The sequence below is a fragment of the Nonomuraea sp. NEAU-A123 genome (genome assembly GCF_018603905.1).
Lineage (GTDB): Bacteria > Actinomycetota > Actinomycetes > Streptosporangiales > Streptosporangiaceae > Nonomuraea.
In genome coordinates this window covers 65,724-88,360 of sequence record NZ_JAHFZZ010000028.1, presented here as the reverse complement: position 1 = coordinate 88,360, position 22,637 = coordinate 65,724, and the positions used below count along the sequence as shown (strand labels likewise).

The 22,637-nt window shown below is 69.7% G+C and carries 25 protein-coding genes; 14 read left to right on the top strand and 11 right to left on the bottom strand.

What is annotated here, in order from left to right; translation table 11 throughout:
* The first annotated feature begins 10 nt into the window (after nt 1-10).
* The 4 genes from ngcE to KLK06_RS50630 are packed head-to-tail and all read left to right on the top strand — an operon-like array spanning nt 11 to nt 4,137.
* Nucleotides 11-1,420 carry an N-acetylglucosamine/diacetylchitobiose ABC transporter substrate-binding protein gene (gene ngcE, locus KLK06_RS50645; protein WP_214643029.1) on the top strand — a complete coding sequence of 470 codons (1,410 nt, stop codon included), beginning with the start codon at nt 11-13 and terminating at the stop codon, nt 1,418-1,420.
* Nucleotides 1,420-2,334, top strand: coding sequence for a carbohydrate ABC transporter permease (locus KLK06_RS50640; RefSeq protein ID WP_214643028.1), 915 nt, complete (start codon nt 1,420-1,422; stop codon nt 2,332-2,334). Before ngcE ends, KLK06_RS50640 begins: the two co-directional genes overlap by 1 nt.
* Nucleotides 2,334-3,248, top strand: coding sequence for a carbohydrate ABC transporter permease (locus KLK06_RS50635; RefSeq protein WP_214643027.1), 915 nt, complete (start codon nt 2,334-2,336; stop codon nt 3,246-3,248). Before KLK06_RS50640 ends, KLK06_RS50635 begins: the two co-directional genes overlap by 1 nt.
* Before the next feature lie 43 nt (nt 3,249-3,291).
* Nucleotides 3,292-4,137, top strand: a complete 846-nt coding sequence (locus KLK06_RS50630) for a phosphotransferase (RefSeq protein WP_214643026.1) — start codon at nt 3,292-3,294, stop codon at nt 4,135-4,137.
* Nucleotides 4,138-4,151: 14 nt separating this feature from the next.
* On the opposite strand, the gene metE is transcribed toward KLK06_RS50630, so the two are convergent.
* The gene (gene metE / locus KLK06_RS50625) at nt 4,152-6,311 is read right to left on the bottom strand and encodes a 5-methyltetrahydropteroyltriglutamate--homocysteine S-methyltransferase (RefSeq protein ID WP_214643025.1); all 2,160 of its coding nucleotides are present in this window, start codon (nt 6,309-6,311) and stop codon (nt 4,152-4,154) included.
* A gap of 88 nt (nt 6,312-6,399) precedes the next feature.
* Here metE and KLK06_RS50620 point away from each other — a divergent pair, with 88 nt between their 5' ends.
* The gene (locus tag KLK06_RS50620) at nt 6,400-7,239 is read left to right on the top strand and encodes a LysR family transcriptional regulator (RefSeq protein ID WP_250907334.1); all 840 of its coding nucleotides are present in this window, start codon (nt 6,400-6,402) and stop codon (nt 7,237-7,239) included.
* Here KLK06_RS50620 and KLK06_RS50615 read toward each other — a convergent pair.
* Nucleotides 7,232-7,894 (bottom strand): DNA alkylation repair protein, encoded by a 663-nt coding sequence (locus KLK06_RS50615; RefSeq protein WP_308168815.1) that lies wholly within the window; start codon nt 7,892-7,894, stop codon nt 7,232-7,234. The two genes, KLK06_RS50620 and KLK06_RS50615, sit on opposite strands and share 8 nt — an antisense overlap.
* A gap of 14 nt (nt 7,895-7,908) precedes the next feature.
* Nucleotides 7,909-8,589 carry a TetR/AcrR family transcriptional regulator gene (locus KLK06_RS50610; protein WP_250907310.1) on the bottom strand — a complete coding sequence of 227 codons (681 nt, stop codon included), beginning with the start codon at nt 8,587-8,589 and terminating at the stop codon, nt 7,909-7,911.
* A gap of 89 nt (nt 8,590-8,678) precedes the next feature.
* Here KLK06_RS50610 and KLK06_RS50605 point away from each other — a divergent pair, with 89 nt between their 5' ends.
* From KLK06_RS50605 to KLK06_RS50595, 3 genes are read left to right on the top strand one after another with little or no spacing between them, the layout of a single operon-like run.
* Nucleotides 8,679-9,830, top strand: coding sequence for an acetyl-CoA C-acetyltransferase (locus tag KLK06_RS50605; protein ID WP_214643021.1), 1,152 nt, complete (start codon nt 8,679-8,681; stop codon nt 9,828-9,830).
* 52 nt (nt 9,831-9,882) lie between these two features.
* Entirely contained in the window at nt 9,883-11,361 is a 1,479-nt protein-coding gene (locus KLK06_RS50600; RefSeq protein ID WP_214643020.1) for a glycoside hydrolase family 3 protein, read from the top strand.
* Nucleotides 11,362-11,365: 4 nt separating this feature from the next.
* Nucleotides 11,366-12,037, top strand: a complete 672-nt coding sequence (locus KLK06_RS50595; protein ID WP_214643019.1) for a pentapeptide repeat-containing protein — start codon at nt 11,366-11,368, stop codon at nt 12,035-12,037.
* Here the strand turns inward: KLK06_RS50595 and KLK06_RS50590 are convergent.
* The 4 genes from KLK06_RS50590 to KLK06_RS50575 are packed head-to-tail and all read right to left on the bottom strand — an operon-like array spanning nt 12,024 to nt 15,277.
* Complete coding sequence (locus KLK06_RS50590) at nt 12,024-13,052, bottom strand: nitronate monooxygenase family protein (RefSeq protein ID WP_214643018.1); 1,029 nt, start codon at nt 13,050-13,052, stop codon at nt 12,024-12,026. The two genes, KLK06_RS50595 and KLK06_RS50590, sit on opposite strands and share 14 nt — an antisense overlap.
* Entirely contained in the window at nt 13,049-13,771 is a 723-nt protein-coding gene (locus KLK06_RS50585) for a CoA-transferase subunit beta (protein ID WP_214643017.1), read from the bottom strand. Before KLK06_RS50585 ends, KLK06_RS50590 begins: the two co-directional genes overlap by 4 nt.
* Nucleotides 13,758-14,531 carry a CoA transferase subunit A gene (locus tag KLK06_RS50580; protein WP_214643068.1) on the bottom strand — a complete coding sequence of 258 codons (774 nt, stop codon included), beginning with the start codon at nt 14,529-14,531 and terminating at the stop codon, nt 13,758-13,760. The genes KLK06_RS50585 and KLK06_RS50580 overlap by 14 nt, the downstream gene beginning before the upstream one ends.
* Before the next feature lie 8 nt (nt 14,532-14,539).
* Nucleotides 14,540-15,277 carry an enoyl-CoA hydratase family protein gene (locus KLK06_RS50575; protein WP_214643016.1) on the bottom strand — a complete coding sequence of 246 codons (738 nt, stop codon included), beginning with the start codon at nt 15,275-15,277 and terminating at the stop codon, nt 14,540-14,542.
* Between the two features lie 46 nt (nt 15,278-15,323).
* Between KLK06_RS50575 and KLK06_RS50570 the strand changes: the two genes are divergently transcribed.
* Nucleotides 15,324-16,094: an SDR family oxidoreductase gene (locus KLK06_RS50570; RefSeq protein WP_214643015.1), complete on the top strand. Its 771-nt coding sequence runs from the start codon at nt 15,324-15,326 to the stop codon at nt 16,092-16,094.
* Between the two features lie 30 nt (nt 16,095-16,124).
* Nucleotides 16,125-17,042: an SDR family oxidoreductase gene (locus KLK06_RS50565; protein WP_214643014.1), complete on the top strand. Its 918-nt coding sequence runs from the start codon at nt 16,125-16,127 to the stop codon at nt 17,040-17,042.
* 65 nt (nt 17,043-17,107) lie between these two features.
* Here the strand turns inward: KLK06_RS50565 and KLK06_RS50560 are convergent, their stop codons facing one another.
* Nucleotides 17,108-17,632, bottom strand: a complete 525-nt coding sequence (locus KLK06_RS50560; RefSeq protein WP_214643013.1) for an AAA family ATPase — start codon at nt 17,630-17,632, stop codon at nt 17,108-17,110.
* Between the two features lie 182 nt (nt 17,633-17,814).
* On the opposite strand from KLK06_RS50560, the gene KLK06_RS50555 reads away from it, so the two are divergent.
* Complete coding sequence (locus tag KLK06_RS50555; protein ID WP_214643012.1) at nt 17,815-18,264, top strand: hypothetical protein; 450 nt, start codon at nt 17,815-17,817, stop codon at nt 18,262-18,264.
* Nucleotides 18,265-18,281: 17 nt separating this feature from the next.
* Here the strand turns inward: KLK06_RS50555 and KLK06_RS50550 are convergent, their stop codons facing one another.
* Nucleotides 18,282-18,947 (bottom strand): NIPSNAP family protein, encoded by a 666-nt coding sequence (locus KLK06_RS50550; protein WP_214643011.1) that lies wholly within the window; start codon nt 18,945-18,947, stop codon nt 18,282-18,284.
* A gap of 181 nt (nt 18,948-19,128) precedes the next feature.
* Between KLK06_RS50550 and KLK06_RS50545 the strand changes: the two genes are divergently transcribed.
* The 3 genes from KLK06_RS50545 (at nt 19,129) to KLK06_RS50535 (ending at nt 20,592) form a co-directional block, all read left to right on the top strand.
* On the top strand, nt 19,129-19,386 hold the full coding sequence (locus tag KLK06_RS50545) for a hypothetical protein (protein ID WP_214643010.1): 258 nt from the start codon (nt 19,129-19,131) through the stop codon (nt 19,384-19,386).
* An 83-nt stretch (nt 19,387-19,469) separates the two neighbouring features.
* The gene (locus tag KLK06_RS50540) at nt 19,470-19,718 is read left to right on the top strand and encodes a hypothetical protein (protein WP_214643009.1); all 249 of its coding nucleotides are present in this window, start codon (nt 19,470-19,472) and stop codon (nt 19,716-19,718) included.
* Nucleotides 19,719-19,776: 58 nt separating this feature from the next.
* Entirely contained in the window at nt 19,777-20,592 is an 816-nt protein-coding gene (locus KLK06_RS50535) for a RimK family alpha-L-glutamate ligase (protein WP_214643008.1), read from the top strand.
* 30 nt (nt 20,593-20,622) lie between these two features.
* Here the strand turns inward: KLK06_RS50535 and KLK06_RS50530 are convergent, their stop codons facing one another.
* Together KLK06_RS50530 and KLK06_RS50525 are read right to left on the bottom strand one after the other, a co-directional pair.
* Nucleotides 20,623-21,369 (bottom strand): SDR family oxidoreductase, encoded by a 747-nt coding sequence (locus KLK06_RS50530; RefSeq protein WP_214643007.1) that lies wholly within the window; start codon nt 21,367-21,369, stop codon nt 20,623-20,625.
* Nucleotides 21,370-21,416: 47 nt separating this feature from the next.
* Entirely contained in the window at nt 21,417-22,619 is a 1,203-nt protein-coding gene (locus KLK06_RS50525) for a RimK family alpha-L-glutamate ligase (RefSeq protein ID WP_214643006.1), read from the bottom strand.
* Nucleotides 22,620-22,637: the final 18 nt, after the last annotated feature.

Genomic DNA, 22,637 nt, shown 5'->3' with positions numbered 1-22,637 from the left:
AGTAGACATAATGCCGAACACCCCCCGCATCACCCGGCGCGAGCTCCTCCGGAGCGCCGCTCTGGTCCCCATGGCGGGCGCGCTCGCCGCGTGCGCGACCCCGGCCGCGAAGCCGTCGGCCTCGTCGGCCGCCCCGGTCGCGACCAGCGCGGCCAACCCCTTCGGCGTGTCGGACAGCAAGCCGCTGGAGGTATGGATCTTCGACGGCGGCTTCGGCCAGGACTACGCCAAGAACATCCACCAGCCGCTGTTCAAGTCGAAGTATCCCAAGGTGGAGATCAAGCACAACGCCACCAAGGAGATCACCAAGGTTCTCCAGCCGAGGTTCGCCGGTGGCAACCCGCCCGACGTGATCGACAACTCGGGCGCCAACGCCATGGACTTCGGCGCGCTCGCCCAGGACGGCCAGCTCCAGGACCTCACCCCGCTGCTCGACGCGCCCTCGTGGGACGACCCGGGCACCAAGGTCAGGGACACCATCGACCAGGCCGTCATTGACATCGGCACCTACGACGGCACGTTCAGCGTGCTCGGCTATGTGAACTACATCTTCGGCATCTGGTACTCGCAGAAGGCGTTCAAGGACAACGGCTGGGTGCCCCCGAAGACCTGGGACGAGTTCCTCAAGCTCAACGAAACAATCAAAAAGTCCGGCAAGATGGCCCCCTTCACCTACGCCGGAAAATTCCCGCAATATCTGTACGAAGTGCTGCTCACCATGGCCGCGAAGATCGGCGGCAACGAGGTCCTCGTCAACATCGACAACCTCGAGGACGGCGCCTGGAAGAGCGAGGCCATGAAGACCTCCGCCACTGCCTGGGCCGAGATCGGCGCGAAGTACCTCATGGAGGGCACCGCCGGCCTCGACCACGTCCAGACCCAGACCGCCCAGAACAAGTACAAGGTCGCCATGCTGCCCTCCGGCTCCTGGCTGGAGAACGAGCAGAAGACCACGACCCCGCCCGACTTCGAGTACGGCATGTTCCCCGTCCCCGACTTCACCAGCTCCGACAAGATGCCGTACGGCACGCTCCACAGCCAGCCGAGCGAGAACTTCATCGTCCCCGCCAAGGGCGCCAACCCGCAGGGCGGCATGGAGTACCTGCGCGCCATGCTGTCGAAGAAGGCGTCGGGCGACTTCAGCGAGATGGTCAAGACCGTCTCGACGGTCAAGGGCGCGGGCGAGGGCCGGCAGCTCTCGCCGGGCGCCGCGAGCGCGACCACGGCCTACACCGCCGCCGGCGCGAACATCGTCTACTACCGCTGGCAGACCTGGTACGCCCAGCTCAAGGACGAGGCCATCGCCGCCACCGGCCAGCTCATGACCGGTGGCCTCACGCCCGACAAGTACCTGGAGCGCCTGCAGAAGAAGGCCGACGAGATCAAGAACGACTCCTCGATCAAGAAGTACAAGCGCTGATGCTGTTCAACAGGTATCGCCGAGGGCTGTTCATCACCGCGTTCCTGGCAGCCCCGGTGACCCTCTATCTGGTTTACGTGATCTCGCCGTACATCCAGGCGTTCTACATGGCGATGACGGACTGGCGCGGCGTCTCGGCCACGCCGGCCTTCATCGGGCTGGAGAACTTCGTCCGTCTTCTGGGAGACGAGATCTTCTGGAAGGCGGTCACGCACAACGCCGGGCTGCTCGTCCTGCTGCCCCTGTTCACGATCGTCATCGCGCTGTTCTTCGCCTTCCTCCTCAACGTGGGCGGCGGCGGGCGGGCCGTGGGCGGGATCAGGGGCTCCAAGTTCTACCGGGTGGTGTTCTTCTTCCCGCAGGTGCTGGCCGTCGCGGTGGTGGCGGTGCTGTTCCAGCAGGTGTTCCGGCCGGACGGCAGCGGCATGCTGAACGCGCCGCTGATGGCGCTGGGCGCCAAGCCGATCGGCTTCCTGTCGGATCCGAACGTCGCGTTCTGGTCGGTGCTCGGTGTCCTGGTCTGGCAGGCGGTCGGGTTCTACGTGGTGCTCTTCTCCGCCGGGCTCGCCTCCATCCCGAAGGACATGTTCGAAGCGGCGCAGATCGACGGCGCCGGGCGGCTGAGCCTGTTCTTCCGCATCACGCTGCCGCTGCTCTGGGACACCGTCCAGGTGGCCTGGGTCTACCTGGGCATCATCGCTCTCGACGTGTTCGCGATCGTGTGGGTGATGACCGACCAGCACGGCGGCCCCGACTGGTCGACCACGGTCATGGCCGCCGAGATCTACCGCAACGCCTTCCAATACTTCCGCTTCGGATACGCCTCGGCCCTGGGCGTCGTGATGTTCCTCTTCACCGTCGGGTTCGCGATCCTTTCGCTGCGCCTCACGCGGCGCGAACGAATCGAGTACTGATGACAACGACCTCATGGACGGTGGCGAACTCCCGCAAGCTGGCCCGCCAGGAGAGCCGCAGGCGGCTCGGCCCCATGGCGATCCTGTCGCACGTCGCGTTGCTGCTGTGGACCCTGCTCACGGTTGTGCCGATCCTGTGGACGTTCCTGGCGTCGGTCAAGAGCGAGGACGAGATCTTCGGTGACGCCTGGTCGCTGCCGGCCAGTCTGCACTGGGACAACTTCGCCAGGGCCTGGGATCAGGCGCACATCGGCCAGTACATGCTCAACAGCGTCATCGTGGTCGCCTTCAGCGTGTCCGGCACCATGCTGGTCGGCTCGATGGCCGCGTACGTGCTGGCGCGCTATCCCTTCCGCGGCAACCGGGCCATCTACCTGCTGTTCGTGTCGGGCCTGGCCTTCCCGGTCTTCATGGCGCTGTCTCCGCTGTTCTTCGTCGTGCAGAACATGGGCAACCTCCCGCTGATCGGCCCGCTCATCGGCCTGAACACCCACGCGGGCCTCGTGCTGGTCTACATCGCCTACTCGATGCCGTTCACCGTGTTCTTCCTGGCGGCCTTCTTCCGTACGCTGCCCACGGCGGTGGCGGAGGCGGCCATGGTCGACGGCGCCTCGCACACCCGCGTCTTCTTCCAGATCATGCTGCCCATGGCCAGGCCGGGCCTGGTCAGCATCACGATCTTCAATATCCTCGGCCAGTGGAACCAGTACCAGCTCCCCCTGGTGCTGCTGCAGGAGCGCGACAAGTGGGTGCTCACGCAGGGCATCGCCGACATCTCGACGGCCGCGGGCTACGACCAGGACTGGTCGGCCCTGTTCGCCGCGCTGACGCTGGCGATCCTGCCCATGCTGGTCGTCTACACGGTCTTCCAGCGTCAGATCCAGTCGGGGCTGACCGCGGGAGCGCTCAAGTGAATATCCCTCGCGTACCGGTCGCGGCGGTTCTAAGCTGCGGGGTGTGATCGGCGACATCCGCGCGTTGCTGGCCCGCCACCTCCCCGACGTCGAGGTGCGCTCCCTCACCGAGTCCGGGCAGGGCCTGGACAACGAGGTGTACGAGGTCAACGGTGAGTTGATCGTCCGGGGCAGCAGGGCCGTCGATCCGGTGGCCACGCGGCGCGAGGTCGAGCTGCTGGCCGCGGTCCGGGCGCTGGCCACCGTGGCGGTGCCCGAGGTGGTCTTCGCCGACTACGAGCAGGGCGTGCTCGCCTACCGCAAACTGCCGGGCGAGCCGCTCAACCTGCACCCGGTGCCGGACCCCGCACTGCTGGCCGCCCCGCTGGGCCGCCTGCTCAGCGCCCTGCACGGCGCCGAGCCGGGGGAGCTGCGCGAGCTGGCGCCGCTCGACCTCTACCCGGCGCCCACCCTGCTGGTGGACGCCGGGCTCGACTACCGCGACGTCGAGCGGCACGTGCCGTACGAACAACGGCCGCTGGTGGAGGAGTTCTTACGCCGCAGGCCGCCCGACGAGCCGCGCTCCCTGCGCTTCTGCCACAACGACCTGGGCGGCGAGCATCTCCTGGTCGACGTCGCGACCAGCTCGCTGACGGGCGTCATCGACTGGACCGACGCCGCCGTCACCGACCCGGCGCACGACTTCGCGCTCATCTACCGCGACCTGGGTCCCGCGGTCTTCGAGCAGACCGTCTCGCACTACGACCTCGACTTCGACGAGACAGACCGGGCCAGGGCCCTGTTCTACGCCAGGTGCGCGCTCATCGAGGACCTCGCGTACGGCCTGAGCACCGGCCCGCGCCACTACGCCGACGCCGCCCTGGCCCACCTCACCCGGACCTTCAGCTGATCACGTAGCGTCGATCATGAAGTGCCGAGCTCGTCGCGCAGGCGCCTGGTCGCGCCGACCACGTTCGCCAGCGCCGCCTCCACCTGCTCGTAGGTACGGGTCTTCAGCCCGCAGTCCGGGTTCACCCAGACCCGCTCGGCGGGCAGCACCTTCAGCGTCTCGCGCAGCAGCCCCTCCACCTCGGCCTCGCTCGGCACCCGCGGCGAGTGGATGTCGTAGACGCCGGGCCCGAGCCCGCGCCCGAAGGAGCCCACCGCCCCCAGGATCCGGGCCCCGGAACGGGCCGACTCGATCGTGGTGACGTCGGCGTCCAGGCCGTCGATCGCCGCGAGGATCTGGTCGGCATCCGAATAGCACAGGTGCGTATGGATCTGGATGCGGTCACTCGCGCCCGAGGTGGCCCTCCGGTACGCGGCCACCGCCCACTCCAGGTAGTCGGCCTGCGAGGCCCGCCTGAGCGGCAGCAGCTCGCGCAGCGCCGGCTCGTCCACCTGGATGATCGACACGCCCGCCTCCTCCAGGTCGCGTACCTCGTCCCTGACCGCGTCGGCCACCTGGAACACGACGTCACGCAGCGGCAGGTCGTCACGGACGAACGACCAGGCGACGATCGTGACCGGCCCGGTGAGCATGCCCTTGACCGGCTTGTCCGTCAGCGACTGCGCGTGGCGGGCCCACCGCACGGTGATCGGCGCGGGCCGCCCGACGTCGCCGTGCAGGATCGGCGGCCTGGTGCAGCGCGAGCCGTAGGACTGGACCCAGCCGTTGGCGGTGACCGCGAAGCCGTCGAGGTGCTCGGCGAAGTATTGGACCATGTCGTTGCGCTCGGGCTCGCCGTGCACGAGGACGTCGAGCCCGAGCCGCTCCTGCAGCCGGATGACCCGCTCGATCTCCGCCTCGACCCGCCGGTCGTAGCCGGCCTCCTCCAGCGTGCCCGCCACCACGGCCGCGCGGGCCGCGCGCAGCTCGCCGGTCTGCGGGAACGACCCGATCGTGGTGATCGGCAGTGCGGGCAGCCGCAGATGCGCGGCCTGCGCCGCGGCTCGCTCCGCGTACGGACCGCGCCCCTCGAACACGACCGGGTCCGCCAGCGCCACCGACGCCGCCGGGGCCTCGGCGCCGCCGAAGTCGGCGCGCGCCAGCTCGACCACCTCGGCCACCTTCTGCTCGGCGAAGGCCAGCCGCGCCCGCAGCGCCGGGTCGAGCTCGTCCTCCCCCGCCACGTCGTACGGCACGTGCAGGAGCGAGCACGACGTGCTGACCACCACGTCCGCCGCGTGCTCCCGCACCGCCCGCAGCAGGCTCAGCGCCCGCCCCGGAGCGGTACGCCACACGTCCCGCCCGGACACCACGCCCGCCACCACGGTCTTGCCCGCCAGCGCCGCGAGCCGGTCCAGGCCGCCGCGCACCAGGTCCACCCCGATCGCCTCCACCGGCGTCGCGGCCAGGACGGGCAGCGCCTCGCCCAGATCACCGAAGTAGGAGGCGACGAACAGCCCGGGGCGCGAAGGAGCGGACCCGAGCCGCTCGTAGGCGGCCGTGACGGCGGCCAGCTCCTCGGGAGACCGGTCGGCCACCAGCGCGGGCTCGTCGAGCTGCACCCACTCCACACCCTCGGCCGCGAAGAGCGCCAGTAGCTCCTCATAGCAGCCGAGCACCTCCTCCAGCCGCTCCAGCGCCCCGGCCAGCAGCAGGAACGTCACCGGCCCTATCACCACGGGCCGCGTCTCGAAGCCCAGCTCCCGAGCCTGCCGCAGCTCGGCGAGCGGCTTGGCGGCATCGAGCTTGAACACGGTCTCGGCGTCGACCTCCGGCACGATGTAGTGGTAGTTCGTGTCGAACCACTTCGTCATCCGCAGCGGCGCCAGCCCGGCGGTGCCCCTGGCCATCGCGAAGTAGGAGTCCTCGGCCTCCAGGTAGCGCCGGGGCACCGCGCCGAGCAGCACGGCCGTGTCCAGCACCTGGTCGTATAGCGAGAAGGTGTTGGACGGCAGCCCGGCCAGGCCCAGCTCGGCGAGCCGCCGCCAGGTCCGCTCCCGCAGCTCGGCGCCCGTCTCCTCCAGCTCCGCGCGGGTCGAGCGGCCGTCCCAGTACGACTCCAGGGCCCGCTTCAGCTCCCTTCGCGGGCCGATCCTGGGATATCCGAGCACGGTGGACCGGGGAAATGACGACATCAGACTGCTCCCTGCGTTGACGACTTGATCGAACGCCGAGAATCCACCACACCCGCCGCCCCTGGTGCATCCTGTATTCGTGCTGCTTATGCTCAAGGAGGTCCAGTGCTTCACCCGCGTGGCCGCCCGGCTCAGCTTCTCGGTGGCCGCCGCGGACCTGGGCATGTCCCAGCCCGCCATGAGCCAGGCCATCACCAGGTTGGAGCGGGCCACCGGGACCAGGCTGTTCGACCGGACCGCCCGCGCGGTGCGGCTCACCGCCGCGGGCAAGGCCCTGCTCCCGCACGCCGACGAGCTACTGGCCGCCGCCACCGCGTTCGCGGCCGAGGCGGCCCGGCTGGCTCGGCCGACCATTCATCTCGCTTATCCACCGCTCGTCGGCGCGCTGGCGGCCCGGGTCGCCCGGCGGCTGGCGGGCCGTACTCCGGCCATCGGCGTGGAGCTCACGGTCGCCGGACGCGGGGTGGCGTCCGACGCGCTGGATCGGGGGGAGGTGTCGGCGGCGATCCTCACCACGCCCGCCCCGGCGCGGTTCGTCACCGCCGCCAGGTTTCACGTCTCCGTGGACCAGCTCGCGGTGCCGCTCGGGCACGCGCTGGAGTCGAGGGCCAAGGTCGTCCCCGGTGACGTCGCCGGGCAGGTGCTGCTCACGCCGGGCAGCCGGGCGTGGGCCGGGCTGCCGGGGCGCTCGCGCATGGTGGCCGACGACGACTTCGCCGCCGCGCTCGACCTGGTCGCGGCGGGGGCCGGGGTGCTGCCGATCCCGCAGCTGCTGGCCAGGACGATCCGCCGCGATGATCTGAGGTTCGTCTCGCTCGATGCGGGTGACCTGCGCATCACGTACGCGCTGGCGTGGGCGAGGGAGCGCGTCACGCCCGAGCTGATGGCCCTGGTGCAGGCCGTACAGGATGCTCTGTGGACTAGGTAGCCGGTAAGTTGCGCAGAGCCTCGCGGCGGCTCAGGCCCGAGATGCCCTTGGTCCGCACATAGCGGATGACCTCGGCCGGGTTGGTCTTGGCGTATTCGCGCAGCGCCCAGCCGATCGCCTTGCGGGCGAAGAAGTCGTTGTCCGACAGGCTCGGCTCGATGCAGGCGTAGAGCAGCGCCGTGTCGGTGCGGGCCTTGAACCTGTTCTGGCACAGGATCGCGGTGCGGCGTTTCCACAGGTCGCCGTCGCGCGCCCAGTCCAGCATGAGCGGGCGCATCGAGTCGGGGAACGCGGTGAGCAGGCCGCCGATCCGGTGCGTGGCCAGCTCGTCGACCAGGTCCCACCAGGCGCCGCTGACGATCATCTCCTCGTACATCGGCACCGTGTAGAGCGTCTGGAACTCCCGATAGAGGTGATAGCCGGTCAGCTCGATCGCCGCATAGCGCTCCTCGCGGTATTCGGCCTCGCGCCACAGGCCGAGCACCGCCCGGCGCCACTCCGGCGCCGTGCCGATGCGGTGCGCCGCGAACACGCGCCGCAGCGCGGCCCGTCTCGGCACCGCCTGGACGCCGAGGAACGGCATGTCGGACTTCATGTACGCACGCATCGTCGCGGCCTTCGCGGGCTCCGCCGCCTCCCGCAGTGCCTTTCGCACTGCCGTACCAAGGCTCATGCCTGCTGAGTGGTCCGCTCACCCGTGGCCAGGCCGTCGAAGAGCACGGTGATGTAGTGCTCGGCCAGACCGGTCGTGTTGAGCCGGCCGCCGGGACGGAACCAGCGCACCGCCACCCAGATCGTGTCGCGGATCATCCGGTAGGTGAGCTTCGGGTCGACGTCGGCGCGGAACTGCCCGGCCGCCTGGCCCGCCTTGATCTGCGCGACCCAGATCTGCTCGACCTCGTCCTCGGCTTTGACCAGGTAGTTGAACCGCTCGAACTGGCGCAGATAGTTCCAGTCGTTCTGCATCACGGTGATCGCGGCGCGGTGCGGCTCCAGCGTGCCGAAACCGATGCGCACCATCTCCGACAGGATCGAGCGCGGGTCGGCGCCCGAGCCGATCGCCGTGCGGTAGCGGGCGACCAGGTCGTCGAGGAAGGTGGAGAGCACCTCGTCGACGATCGTCTCTTTGGAGTCGAAATGATGATAGAGACTTCCCGAGAGGATGCCCGCCTCATCGGCGATCTCGCGTACGGTCGTGGCCTGGAAGCCCTTGCGGGCGAAGAGTTCCGCGGCGAGCTTGACGAGGTGGTCACGGCGCTCCGACGCCGGTCCCGACGATGTCGCGCGCTGACGCTTCGCCGGGGCGGTCGTGCTCTGCCCGGAGTTCTTTCGCGTTGTCACGTCTCCCATTATGAGCCCTCAGACAATCGCTTGTTCACCGAACCCGCCCAGCTCACCCGCCGTTCCGCATGCGACCAAGCGCTTGCTACGATGCGGGAGTGAACGAGGCATACATCGTCGGCGCGGTCAGGACCCCGGTCGGGCGCAAGAACGGCGGCCTCGCCCGGGCCCACCCCGCCGACCTGGGCGCGCGCGTACTCGAAGAGCTGATGACCCGCACGGGCGCCGATCCGGCGGCCGTGGCGGACGTCATTTTCGGCTGCGTCGACACCATCGGACCGCAGGCCGGCGACATCGCCCGCACCTGCTGGCTGGCCGCCGGGCTGCCGGAGGAGGTGCCCGGCGTCACGATCGACCGCCAGTGCGGCTCCTCACAGCAGGCGCTGCACTTCGCCGCCCAGGCCGTGCTCTCGGGCACGAGCGACCTCGTGGTCGCGGGCGGCGTCCAGAACATGAGCATGATCCCCATCTCCTCGGCGATGCTCGCCGGGCGCGCCCTCGGCCACGACACCCCCTTCGGCGGCTCCAAGGGCTGGCTCTCCCGGTACGGCACACAGGAGGTCTCCCAGTTCACCGGAGCCGAACAGATCGCCGCCAAGTGGGACATCTCCCGGCAGGACATGGAGGCGTTCGCCTACGCATCGCACCGGCGGGCCATCGCCGCCATCGACGACGGCCGCTTCGCGGAGCAGCTCACCCCCTTTGAGGGCGTCACCACCGACGAGGGGCCGCGCCGCGACACCACCCTGGCCAAGATGGCCGGGCTCAAGCCCCTGGTCGAGGGCGGGCGCCTCACCGCGGCCCTGGCCTCGCAGATCTCCGACGGCGCCGCCGCCCTGCTCATCGCGTCGCCGCGCGCCGTACGCGATCACGGGCTGCGCCCGCGCGCCCGCGTGCACCACCTGTCGGTGCGCGGCGGCGACCCGATCATGATGCTCTCCGCGCCGATCCCCGCCACGGAGCACGCGCTGCGCAAGGCCGGGATGACGATCGGCGACATCGACGTCGTGGAGATCAACGAGGCGTTCGCCTCGGTCGTGCTCGCCTGGCTGAAGGAGAGCGGCGCCGACCCCGCCAGGGTCAACCCGAACGGCGGCGCGATCGCGCTCGGTCACCCGCTCGGCGCGACCGGCGCGGTCCTGGCCGTGAAGCTGCTGCACGAACTGGAGCGGACCGGCGGCAGGTACGGCCTGCAGACGATGTGCGAGGGAGGCGGCCAGGCGAACGTCACCATCATCGAACGCCTATGACGTCCGAAAATGCCTCTAGCAAATAGGAAACTTTCCTATTAGATTTCGGGTCATGCTCAAGAGCGGTGACCTGTTGTGCCTTGCCGATGCCGTACTCCTGCCCGGGTTCGAGGGGCGGACCCCGCCCGACTGGGTCCGCCGCCGGCTGGGGGAGGGGCTGGCCGGGGTGGTGCTGTTCTCCCGCAACATCACGGGGCCGGCCCAGGTCGCCGAGCTGACCGCCGCCCTGCGCGCGGAGAACCCCTCCGTGCTGGTCGGCACCGACGAGGAGTCGGGCGAGGTGACCAGGCTGGAGGTCGCCACCGGCAGCAGCCGTCCCGGCGCCCACGCGCTCGGCGTCGTGGACGACGTGACGCTGACCGAGGCCCTGGCCAGGGACCTCGGCGGGGAGCTGGCCGCCGCGGGCATCACGATCGACTTCGCCCCCTCGGCCGACGTGAACTCCAACCCCGACAACCCGGTCATCGGCCTGCGCTCCTTCGGCGCCGACGCCGCCCTGGTCTCCCGGCACACCCGGGCGTTCGTCCGCGGCCTGCAGTCCGCCGGGGTGGCCGCCTGCGCCAAGCACTTCCCCGGCCACGGCGACACCTCGATGGACTCCCACCACGGCATGCCCATGGTCGCCACCGACGGGATCGAATCCGCGCTGGGCCCTTTCCGCGCCGCGATCAGGGAGGGCGTCAAGGCCGTCATGACGGGCCACCTGCTGGTGCCCGCGTACGACGCCGTCCTGCCCGCCACGCTGAGCCCCAAGGTCCTCACGGGGCTGCTCCGTGAGGAACTGGGCTTCGACGGCCTGATCATCACCGATGCCATCGAGATGGCCGCCGTCTCCGGGCCGTACGGCATCGGGGGCGCCGCCGCACGGGCGATCGCAGCGGGGGCCGACGCCATCTGCGTCGGCGGGGAGCACGCCGGCGAGGCGACCGCCGTCGAGGTACGCGAGGCCATCGCCCAGGCCGTACGCGACGGGCTGCTGCCGGAGGAACGCCTGGCCGACGCCGCGCGCCGGGTCAGCGAGCTGGCCGCCTGGACCGCCTCCGCCGGCGCCCCGGTGCCCGAGGACGGCTACCTCGGCCTCACCGCGGCCCGCCGCGCGATCAGGGTCACCCGCCGCACGAACGCCCCCATCCTGCCGCTGACCTCCGCGGCCCACGTGGTGGAGCTGACCCCCGAGATGAACCTGGCCATCGACAAGGGCACCCCGTGGGGGGTCGGCGAGCCGCTGGGCAGGCTGCTGCCCGGCACCGCCGTGACCCGGCTGGCGGCCGGCGAGGCGACCGGGGTCGCGATCGAGCGGCTCATCGCCGGCGCCGACGGACGCCCTCTCGTCGTCGTGGTCCGCGACGCGCACCGCCACCCCTGGCAGAGCGAGGCGCTACGGCACCTGCTCAGCGCCCGCCCCGACACCGTGGTGGTCGAGATGGGCCTGCCCGCCCGCTCCGACCTGGGCGCCGTGCACATCGCCACCTACGGCTCGGCCATGGTCTGCGGACAGGCCGCCGCCGAAGTGATCACCGGTACCCTTTGACACCGTGAACTTCGAAGACGAGGATCTCTCTCACACCACGCTGACCGACCGGCTCGCCCCGGACGAGACCCACGTCTTCCGCAACTGCGACCTGACCGAGGCCGACCTCCGGCGGGCGCCGCTGGCCGACGCCCGCTTCGAGTCGTGCGTGCTGGACCAGGCCGACTTCCGCCGGGCCGACCTCGACAGCGCGGTGTTCTCGAGCGGCGGCGGGATGCGGATCAGGTTCAACGACGCCGAGCTCATCGACGTGGCGTTCACCGACGTCGACCTGTCCTCCGCGCAGTTCGGCGGGGCGCTGGTGACCGACGTGACCTTCACCGGGTGCCGCATGATCGGCGCCTCGCTCACCGGGGCGCGGGGCACCGGCTTCAAGGTCTCCCGGTCCAACCTGACCATGGCCAACCTCGGCGGCTGCTCGCTGCGCGGGGAGTTCATCGAGGGGGTCCGCTTCGACGACGCCGACCTGTCGGGCTGCGACTTCACCGAGGCGACGTTCAGCGACTGCCGGTTGCGCGGCAGCAAGCTGCTCAAGACCGTGTTCGTCAAGGCCGACCTGCGCGGCGCCGACCTGGGCGAGCCCGACGACGCCAAGCTGCGCGCCTACGCGGGGGCGACGATCAACCAGGCCCAGGCGGCGGCCATCCTGGCCGCCCGCGGCATCACGGTGCTCTGAGCGCTTCCAGTACGACCGCTGCCTCTGACATGACCCGATCGATCAGCTCCCGGCAGGACGGCAGGTCGTCGAGCACCCCGACCACCTGCCCGGAGGCCATCACCCCCAGGTCGGCCCGCCCCTCGACCATGGCGGCCCGCAGCAGCACCGGCGTGTTGGCCGCCTGCAGCACCTGCGCCCAGGTCAGCTCGCGGCCGTGCCGCATCCGGCGCCCCTCGCGGAGCATCTGGGCCCACGTCAGCCCCGACAGCCGCTTGAACCTGGCGCCGTTGACCACGGCCCTGAGCAGCCGCGAACGCTCCAGCGACTCCACGAACGGAGTCCTGAGCACCCGGTGCGGCACCCCGTCGACCTTGGTGGTGACCAGCGTGTCGGCCGTCGCCAGGTAGACCTTCTTCACCTCGTCCGGCACCGGCGAGTCGCTCGTCAGCAGGAACCGGGTGCCCATCGCGATGCCGCACGCCCCGTACGCCAGCGCGGCCACCAGCCCACGCCCGTCGAAGAAGCCGCCCGCGGCGATCACCGGGATGTCCACCGCGTCCACCACCTGGGGGAGCAGCAGCGTCGTCGCGACCGGCCCGGTGTGCCCGCCGCCCTCGCCGCCCTGCACGATCACCGCGTCCACGCCCCAGGAGGCGACCTTCTCCGCGTGCCGGCGCGCGCCCACCGACGGGATCGTGACCACGCCCGCGTCCTTCAACCGGTCGATCAGCTCCCGCCGTGGCGCCAGCGCGAACGACGCCACGCGCACGCCCGCGCGGATCATCACCTCGACCCGTTCGGCCGCGTCGTCGGCATCGGAGCGGATATTGACCCCGAAGGGGGCGTCCGTGCGTTCCCGCACGCTGTTGATCGCCTCGGTCATCTTGCCGACGGACATGGTCGCGGCCGCGATGATCCCGAGCCCGCCCGCCTCGGACGTGGCCGCCGCGAGCCGCGCGCCCGCGACGTACCCCATTCCGGTCTGCACGATCGGATACCGGCACCCCACCAGCTCCGTCAGCGCGGTCTTCACGCCGCCACCTCGCGCTCGCGGGACCCGCGCGGGTCGAGCACCTCCTTCAGCAGCCGGCTCTCCTCGGCGGTCGGCTCCCGCGTCTCGGGTACGTCCTCGGGGATCACCAGCTCGAACCCGGTCGCCGCGACCACCTCCGCGACGCTCACCCCCGGATGCACCGAGGCCAGCCGCATCGACCCGTCCGGCGTGCGGAAGTCGAGCACGGCCAGGTTCGTCACCACCCGCCGCAGGTCGTAGGCCCCTCTGTCGGTGCCGAGACCGCTGACCACGTCCACTTGCGGCACGAACACCTTGGGGGAGTGCCGGGGGATCCAGTAGCTCGTCGGATCGCAGCGCGTGTTGCCCGGCGCGCCGCGCACGCCGAGGAGCTGCGCCTTGGGCCGCGCCCAGTCGCCGATGCAGGAGATGTTCGAGTTGCCGAAGCGGTCGATCTGGCTCGCGCCGAGCATCACGTGCCGCCGGCCGTTCAGCACCAGCCACAGGTGATCGCGGAACGGCAGCCAGCCCTCCACCACCTCGGGCCGCTCGCCCAGCGCGGGCACGTCGCCTGTCAGCAGGCAGACGCCGTCATGCGTGAGCAGCTCGGGCTCGAAGGTCAGCCTGGCCAGCCGGGCCGCCAGCACGGTGACCGCCCCGCCGATCCCGGCCGCGAGGATCTCCCCGTCACCCCTGAACGCCTCCGCGCAGGCCACCACGCACACGTCAGCCCTGCTCATGGAACTCCTCCCACGGCGTGTCCACGTACCGCCGCTGCTCCTGCTCGTCGCGGCCGTAGTCGGGTTCGCACACGGTGAAGCCCGCGCCGCCCGGCGTCTCGACCACGCCGGTCACCATCGACCGGCTGATCAGCAGCGACTGCACCGGCCCCTCCTTCAGCAGGTCGGCGGTGTCCACCAGCCGCTCGCACGACACGTAACAGCAGGTCGCCGCCTTGGCGTAGAGGTCGTCGAAGTACGGGTCGGGGCCCAGGTACTGCGCGTTGCCGCGCCGGTCCGCCCGGTTGAGGTGCACCAGCGCGACATCCATGGTCAGTGCGGGCACGGCGACCAGTTCCTCCCCGTCCTCGTACGGCGAGCGGACCGTACGCAGGCCCGGATTGACCCGCATGACGTCCGAGCCGAGCCCGGCCCGCGTGGGCAGGAACGGCAGCCGGTGCGCCGCCGCCAGCAGCCCGAACATGAACATGCCCTCGTCATACTCGGTGAACTCGATCGTGCCGCCCTGCCTGGCCCGCCTGAAGTGCGGTTCGAGCGGGATGGAGTCCAGCGTGACGAACGGCGCCACCACCCGGCGCACCTTCCCGGCGGCGCAGAGCATGCCGACGTCCGGGCCGCCGTACGAGATGAGGGTGAGGTCCCGGACGTTCGAGCGCAGCAGGCCGCCGACCAGAGCCATCGGCTTGCGCCGCGACCCCCAGCCGCCGATCCCGACCGTCATGCCGCTCTCGATCTCGGCCGCGACCTCCTCGACGGACATGACCTTGCTCACGAGCCCTCCACGAAGCGGTCTCGATGCCTGTCGCCCGCGCCCATCAGGTTCAGCTCGAACGTGAAGCCCTGCTCGAAGCGGTAGGAACGCTTCACGTCCACGGGGTCGATGCCGTTGAGCGACTCCTTCGCGCGGCGGATCACGTACGGGTCCTTGTCCGCGATCTGGCCCGCCACCTCCAGCGCCGCGTCCCGCAGCTTGTCGCGCGGCACCACCTCCAGCACCGAGCCGAACACGTGCAGCTCGGCGGCCGTCACGTTCCGGCAGGTGTAGACCATGGCGCGCATCAGATGCTGGGGTACCAGCCGGGCCAGGTGGGTGGCGGCGCCGAGCGCGCCCCGGTCCACCTCCGGCAGTCCGAAGTAGGCGTCCTCGCTGGCCAGCACGATGTCCGCGTTGCCCACCAGCCCGATCCCACCGCCGACGCAGTGGCCGTGCACGGCGACGATCACCGGCACCGGGCAGTCGTAAACAGCCGCGAACGCCGCAAAGCATCCTTTATTTGCATTTATCAGGGCAGTGTGGCCCTCTGTGGCCTGCATCTCCTTGATGTCCACGCCGGCGTTGAAGCCCCGGCCCTCGGCTCGCAGCACGACGACCCTCGTCTTCTCGTCCTGCCCGGCCTCCGTCACGGCTCTGGCCAGCTCGTGCCAGGCTCGCGCCGGCAGCGCGTTCACCGGTGGGACGTCCACGACGACCTCGGCGATCGGGCCGTCCCGCAGCGTGATTCCCATCCCGCTCCCTGGTTGCACCTAACGCTTGCTTGGTACGGTAGCACCCGTGACGGTGACTTACGACTACACGGGCAAGGTCGTCCTGGTGACCGGTGGGACCAGGGGGATCGGCGCGGGCATCGCCACCGCCTTCGCCACCGCCGGAGCCGAAGTGATCGTCTGCGCCCGCCACGATCCCGTACCTCCGCCCCCGGTGTCGCCGCCGAGTCCCCCTCCCCGCTCGGCGGGCACCGGGGTGCGGTTCGTGCGGGCCGATGTGCGGGACGCCGACGACCTGGAGCGGCTGTTCTCCGGGCTCGACCGGCTCGACGTGGTCGTCAACAACGCGGGCGGGTCGCCGTACGCACGGCTGGAGGGCACGTCACCACGCCTGCACGCGCGCATCGTCGAGCTCAACCTGATCGCCCCGCTGCTCGTCGCGCAGCGCGCGTACCCGCTGCTCGCCGCCTCGGGCGGTTCCGTGGTGATGATCGGGAGCTCCAGCGGCGTGCGGCCCTCCCCGGGCACCTCGGCGTACGGTGCGGCCAAGGCGGGACTCCATCACCTGGCGAACTGCCTGGCCGCCGAGTGGGCCCCCGGCGTACGGGTCAACACGGTCGTCGTCGGCCTGGCCGCCACCGAGGACTCCCTCGATCACTACGGCGGAAAGGACGTGGGGACCGCCATCCCGGCCGGGCGGATGGCGACGCCCGCCGACGTGGCCTCGGTCTGCCTGTGGCTGGCCGCGCCCGGCTACGTGACCGGGGCGCAGGTACACGTGCATGGAGGCGGGGAGATCCCGGCCTGGCAAAACCTGGCTTCCGACGACATTTCCTGATATCTCTGCTTGATCTTCTGGGAGGTCCGTGTGGGAATCTGTGACGGCCGCGTCGTGATCGTGACCGGCGCCGGGCGGGGCATCGGGAGGGAGCACGCGCTGGAGTTCGCCAGGCAGGGCGCCCGTGTGGTGGTCAACGACCTGGGCACCGCCCGCGACGGCGACGGCAGATCCGGCGGTCCCGCGCTGGACGTGGCCGAGGAGATCCGTACGCTCGGCGGCCAAGCGGTGGCCAACAGCGACGACGTGGCCGACTGGAACGGCGCGGCCCGGCTGGTGAAGACCGCCGTCAGCGCGTACGGCGGGCTCGACGTGCTGGTGAACAACGCCGGGTTCGTCCGCGACCGGATGCTGGTCTCCATGGGCGAGGACGACTGGGACGAGGTGATCCGGGTCCATCTCAAGGGCCACTTCCTGCCGCTGCGGCACGCGGGCGCGTACTGGCGCGAACGAGCCAAGTCCGGCGCCCCCGCCGCCGCCCGCGTGATCAACACCTCGTCGGGTGCGGGCCTGCTCGGCAGCGTCGGCCAGGCCAACTACTCGGCCGCCAAGGCGGGCATCGTCGCACTGACCCAGGTGGCCGCCGCCGAACTGGGCCGGTACGGCGTGACGGTGAACGCCATCGCCCCCGCCGCCCGCACCCGCATGACCGAGGAGGTCTTCGCCGAGACCATGGCCGCACCTGTGTCCGGCTTCGACCCGATGCACCCGGCGAACGTGTCGCCCCTGGTGGTCTGGCTCGGCTCGGTGGCGTCGGAGGCGGTGACGGGACGGGTGTTCGAGGTGGAGGGCGGAGTGATCTCACTCGCCACCGGCTGGACCCACGGCCCACACGCCGATCGCGGCGCCCGCTGGTCCCCTACTGAGGTGGGCGACGCCGTCACGAAGCTCCTGGAAGAGTCCCCCGACCCACTGCCCGTCTATGGCGCTCGGCCGTCTTCGGTATGAGGTCCTCTTCGCACGTCTGAGGCCCGTCTACGGCGCGCGAGGGCGGTCTACGCGGTCTGGGCTGTCTACTGCTTGAGCAGATAGGCGCCCTCGGACAGGCGGGTGCGGATCTCGGCGGCGGTCTGCTCGGCGGTCAGGCCGCTGGAGTCGAAGGCGTGCGACTCCAGCTCACCCAGGTCGACGAACTGCTGGTACATCTGCAGCACCGGCTCGGGATCCGTGAGCGCGTCGAGCCTCCGGCCCGTGGCCCTGAGCAGCGTCGTCTCCCGGTCCGGCCGGAGCACCACGTAGTGCAGCGGCGCACGCCGCACCTCGGCGAAGGCGCCGACGAACCACGGCCCCACAACACCATCCACCACCACGTGGTAGCCACCGTCCGCGTACCCGAACGCCGCGCCCGCCAGCACGCCCACGACGGTCTCGTTCTGCCGGCGAGCCTCCGCCAGGTATGGCGCGATCCCGCCCCGCCGGATGAATGCCCAGAAGTCATCCATATACAGATGCACGCTAGGCGTGACGGCATCGACCAGCAGCCGGGCCACGGTCGTCTTCCCCGCCCCCGGAGGCCCGGACACGATCACTACCTTCATGCCCACCATTGTCCGCGCCCGACCAGGCACCCCCACCTGCCAAATCACCTCAAAAGCCCTTCACCGGAGCCGAAATCCAGACACGACCGCCAGTACGGACCGCGACAGCCGGGCGGAGAAGCGGTCCTCCGACATCATTGAGCTGGTGTCTCTCCCACGGTCTCAATGAATCGCGGTGCCGCATGAAACCTCTGGCCGTCGTCGTTCTCTTCGCCGTGCTGGGTGTGACGGGGATTGGCGTGGGCGCCTTTTCGTTTTTCGCCTCTCATGGCTGCGGCAGCGGCGAAGACCGCCTGGCCCAGTCTCTCGCGGCGCACGGCATCTTCGCCCAGCGCCCGTCCGGCGCCCGACCACAAGGCGAGCGGACGGCGATCTGTGACGTGGATGACCGGATCGTGGATGTCGAGCAGGTCTATCGCCTTCCCGACGCGGGCAAGGACGTGTTCGATTTCTACCGCGAGGTCGCCGTGAGGGACGGGTGGGAGCCCTCGAGCGAGGAGGAGGACGCGAGCGGGTTCTGTTTCACCAAAGCCATCGCCGATAAGGACGTCGATTTGTCGGTTTCGGTTGATAAGCCGGACATGTTCTATGTGCGCATGAGTTCATCCGTAGACGGCGGCGGCTGGTGCTGAACGCGAGGCGAAGACCCTCAGCGGAGTGCTGATCGGGCCGTTGGGGCCAGGCAGAGACGTTGCGGGGGAGCGGTCAGCCGGGACTCCAGCCCGGGCAGCGCCACTTCACGCTCGTCCGAGGGCCGGTCGAACCGGGCGAACCACATGAACACCTGCTCCCCTGTACGTACGGGGAGCGCGGGGAAGGTGTTCTCGGCGGTCTCGGTCTCGAAGCACGCTATCGGCGGCACCCCGGCTTCCTTGAGCACGGGTACGGCCTCCCGGGCGAAGAACTCGGCGAACTCGTCCCCGACGTGGTAGATCATCGCGACGTACAGCGACTCGGGCAGGACGGTGGCGCCGACGGGCGGTCGCGCCGTACCCGGAAACGGATCGGCGGAGGGGACGGGCGCCGGGCGCAGCAGCAGCACGTTGTCGGAGTCGAGCAACGTCGCGTTGGCCGCGTCCCGGTTGGCCTTCCAGATGGGGCCGCTGTAGAAGGCCGTGAGCGCCGCTCGCCGAGCCTCCATGTCCGGAAATTTCCGCATCCACGGATACATGTTCGGATCGTCCAGATCCCGGAACTGGCCGGCCACCCCCATCCCGGCCGCCTCCTGCCCCTCGATGAACTCGCGCTCGAACAGCTCGATCAACGTGTCGCGCCGGCCAGGACGCAGCGTGTAGTTCCGAAACTCATAAATCATGCGGGGATGCTACGAGCGGACCACTGACACCGCCTGTCAGTAGGATAGGGCCAGAAGAATATTCTGATTACGTACAGCTACTTAATTACTACGCTTAGTATATGATCGCTTTGGCTTTGATCACGCAACGTCAAGGAAAGTCAACTGTCTCATGGTGACGCCCGCAGGTGGAGGAGCTGAAGTGATCAGGAAGTTGCGCGTCACCGGTGCCGTCGTGGCGGCGGCCGCCGGCGTCACCCTGCCGGCCGCACCCGCTCAGGCCGACGGCTGGAGCGACAACTGGAGCGGCAACACCTACTCGTCCCAGTCCGGAAACGGCTTCGGCGACATCGCGGCGCTCAACGAGGGCGCCGGCAGCTCGACCAACGTCAACAACATCAACGGCATAGCCACCACGGCGTCCTACGGCGGCACCACGGTGACGTACATCTTCTACTGACCCCGATCCCCCTTCCTCGCACACCGGTCGCCATCGTCCGACGGAGTCCCCAGCTCGCGAGAATCCTCCGGAAGGAAGTCGAAATGATCAAGAAGCTCTGCGCCACCGGCATCGTCGTCGCCGCGGGCACGGTCCTGATGGCCGCTCCCGCCCATGCCGACACCGACAACCGCAGCTCCAACTCCTCGTCCGCGCAGTCGGGCAACACCTTCGGCAACGTCCAGGTCAGAAACGCCGGTGGCGGTTCCAGCACCAACGTCACCAACGTCAACGGCAACGCCGCCACGGCCACCGGCGGCAGCGGCGTAGGCGTGAGCACCACCTCCGACTAGAGGCCGAGGTGCGGATCGGGCCCGGATGGCCGGACTCGCCGAGTACTAACATCTCCGGGTGCCTATCTGTGCGTACGCGATGTTCCACAATCCTGACGACCACGATGATGAGCGTGACGGGGCTCTGGCCGCGTGGCGCGAGGCGGGCATCGAGGGCCGTGCCGAACAATGGGACGATCCCACGGTCGACTGGAGCGCCTACGACGTGGTGGTGGTCCGGTCGGTCTGGGACTACCTCGACCGCCGGGCCGACTTCCTCGCCTGGGCCCGCCGGGTAGAGCGCGAGACCAAGCTGCTCAACCCGGCCGCCGTGCTCGAATCCAACACCGACAAGACCTATCTCCGGGAGCTGGGTGTGCCCATCGTGCCGACCCACTGGTCTCCGGAGCGCCTGCCGTACTGGGGGGAGTACGTCGTCAAGCCCGCCATCTCGGCGGGTGCCCGAGACACGATCAGGACCACCGACCGAGGCCGGGCCGAGGCGCACGCCGCCGCGCTGGCGGCCGCCGGGCGCGTCCCCATGGTCCAGCCCTACCTCGACATGGTCGAGTCGGAGGGCGAGACCTCGCTGCTGTACTTCAACCGCCGGTTCAGCCATGCGGTCCGGCGCACCCCTATGCTCACCCCGGGAAAGACGGGCGCGGACCAGGTACGGGCGGATCCGCGCACACCGGCCCCGGACCAGGTCGAACTTGCCAAGAAGGTGCTTGCCGCCATCCCCCAGGCCCTTCTTTACGCCAGGATCGACCTGGTCCGGCTCCCCGACGGCAGCCCGGTGGTCATGGAGGTCGAGCTCACGGAGCCGTACCTGTACCTGCGCTACGAGCCCCGCGCTGCCGCGAACCTCGCCACCGCGCTGCGCGAGCTGCTCTGAGATCCTCCAGGACTTACCGGCTGTGCGGGACTAGCAGGAAATGCCGCCGTCAACCGGAATGACCGTCCCCGTGAGGTAGGCGCCGGCGCGCGAGGACAGATAGATCGCCGCCCCGGCCATGTCGTCGGGGCGGCCGATGCGACCCATCGGCACGCTGGACACGACGGTCTCCCGGATGGCCGGATCATCCAGCGCGAACGCCATCATCTTCGACTCGAACGGTCCCGGCGCGATCGCGTTCACCGTGATGTGCTCGCGCGCCAGTTGCCTGGCCAGGTGCCGGGTCAGCATGTGCACGCCGGACTTCGACGCGGAGTAGGCGAAGTTCTCCACCGACGGCACCCTTATCCCGTCGATGGACCCGATGTTGATCACCCGCGCCGGATCCTCCGCGCTGGCCGCCGCCCGCAACTGCGGCAGGAACCGCTGGGTCAGGAAGAAGACCCCTTTGACGTTGATGTTCCAGAGCTTGTCGAAGGCGTGCTCCGGATACTCCTCCAGCGGCGCGCCCCAGGCCGCGCCCGCGTTGTTCACCAGCACGTCCAGCGGCCCCTCCACCGCGGCCACCAGCGAGTCCACCCCCTCGGTCGTGGACAGATCAGCCGGTACGGCGACACATCCCAGCTCCTTGGCGGTCTGCTCCACCTCGGCCGTTTTGCGGGCGGAGATGTACACGGTCGCCCCGGCCTCGACGAATCCGGTCGCGATCATGCGCCCGATGCCACGGGAGCCGCCGGTGACGACGACGGTCTTGCCTTCCACCGAGAACAGCGTCATGTTCCGGAAGCATGCCATACCGACTGGTCGGTAGCCAGCGCCGCCGCTCAGCCGGAGTCCTTCACCCACATCCCGAGCAGACCGCGGAAATGCTCCACGAAGCGGTCCCTCTCGTGCGCGGGATACGTGGCCGTCACCGTGTCGACCAGCAGCCGGTCGAAGTCCGGCCCCGCCACCCAGTCCAGCACGATCTCATCGAGGTGGCCCAGCCGGCTGTCGCAGAAGTCCTGGTAGCGGTCGGTCTCGAAGTAGTCGTCGGCCAGCCGCCGATAGGCCGCCAGCCGCTCCTCGTACGACCCGTTGACCGCGAAATACTCCCGCGTCTCCAGATCGAGCCGCGGCCGCCGCCCGGTGCCCACGCAGAACACACTCCACCGGACCAGCGCCTTGATCGCCCAGGGGAAGTAATAGTGCAGGCTCGTCAGCGCGACATCCGGGCAGGCGTTGGCGTAGTCGATCGGGTACACGTCCGCCCCCTTGACCAGCGTCTCGCAGGAGTTGAACTCCCATCGGAAGAACGCGTTCACCAACCGGCCGATCGTGACCACCTCCTCGCCCACACTCGGGGCGAGGAACTCGTGGTCCACGACGTACCGTGCGTGCATCGGCTCCTCGGGCCGGAACCGCATCACCATGGTCTCCGCCCCGATCGACAGAGACCGGGCGAACGCGTCGTACCCCTCGACCGCCTTCTGCAGATGCATGAGCATCTCGCCGCTCTCGTCGTAGGCCCGATGGAGTTCGTCGGGGTTGCGCACCAGCGACACCCCGCGCCACGCTCCGCCGTCATACGGCTTCATGAACAGCGGATAGCCGATCCCCTCCGCGACCGCGTCAAGATCGAACGACTGGTTGTAGCGGGCCGCCGTGTAGGCGTACTTGGTGTTGTCGGGCGGGTTCTTGTACGGCACGAGCACTGTCTTCGGGACCTTCAAACCGAGTCGCATCATGGCGCAGTAGGCGGCGTGCTTCTCCATCGACTGGAAGGTGAACGGGCTGTTCAGCAGATAGACGTCGTCCATCATGGCGATCTTCTTGAGCCACTCGCGCGGGTGGTAGTACCAGTAGGCCAGCCGGTCGATCACCAGATCGTGCCGGGGCTGATCGCGTAGGTCGAACGGTTCGATCGTGATGCGCTCCACATCGAACTCGCCGACCCCTTTGACCGGCCCCAGCCGCCGCAGCACCGTCTCGAACGCCGACGGCCAGTCCTCTTCCGTCCCCAGCAGCAACCCCACCAGATGCCTCACGATGCTCCTTTCGTAAAG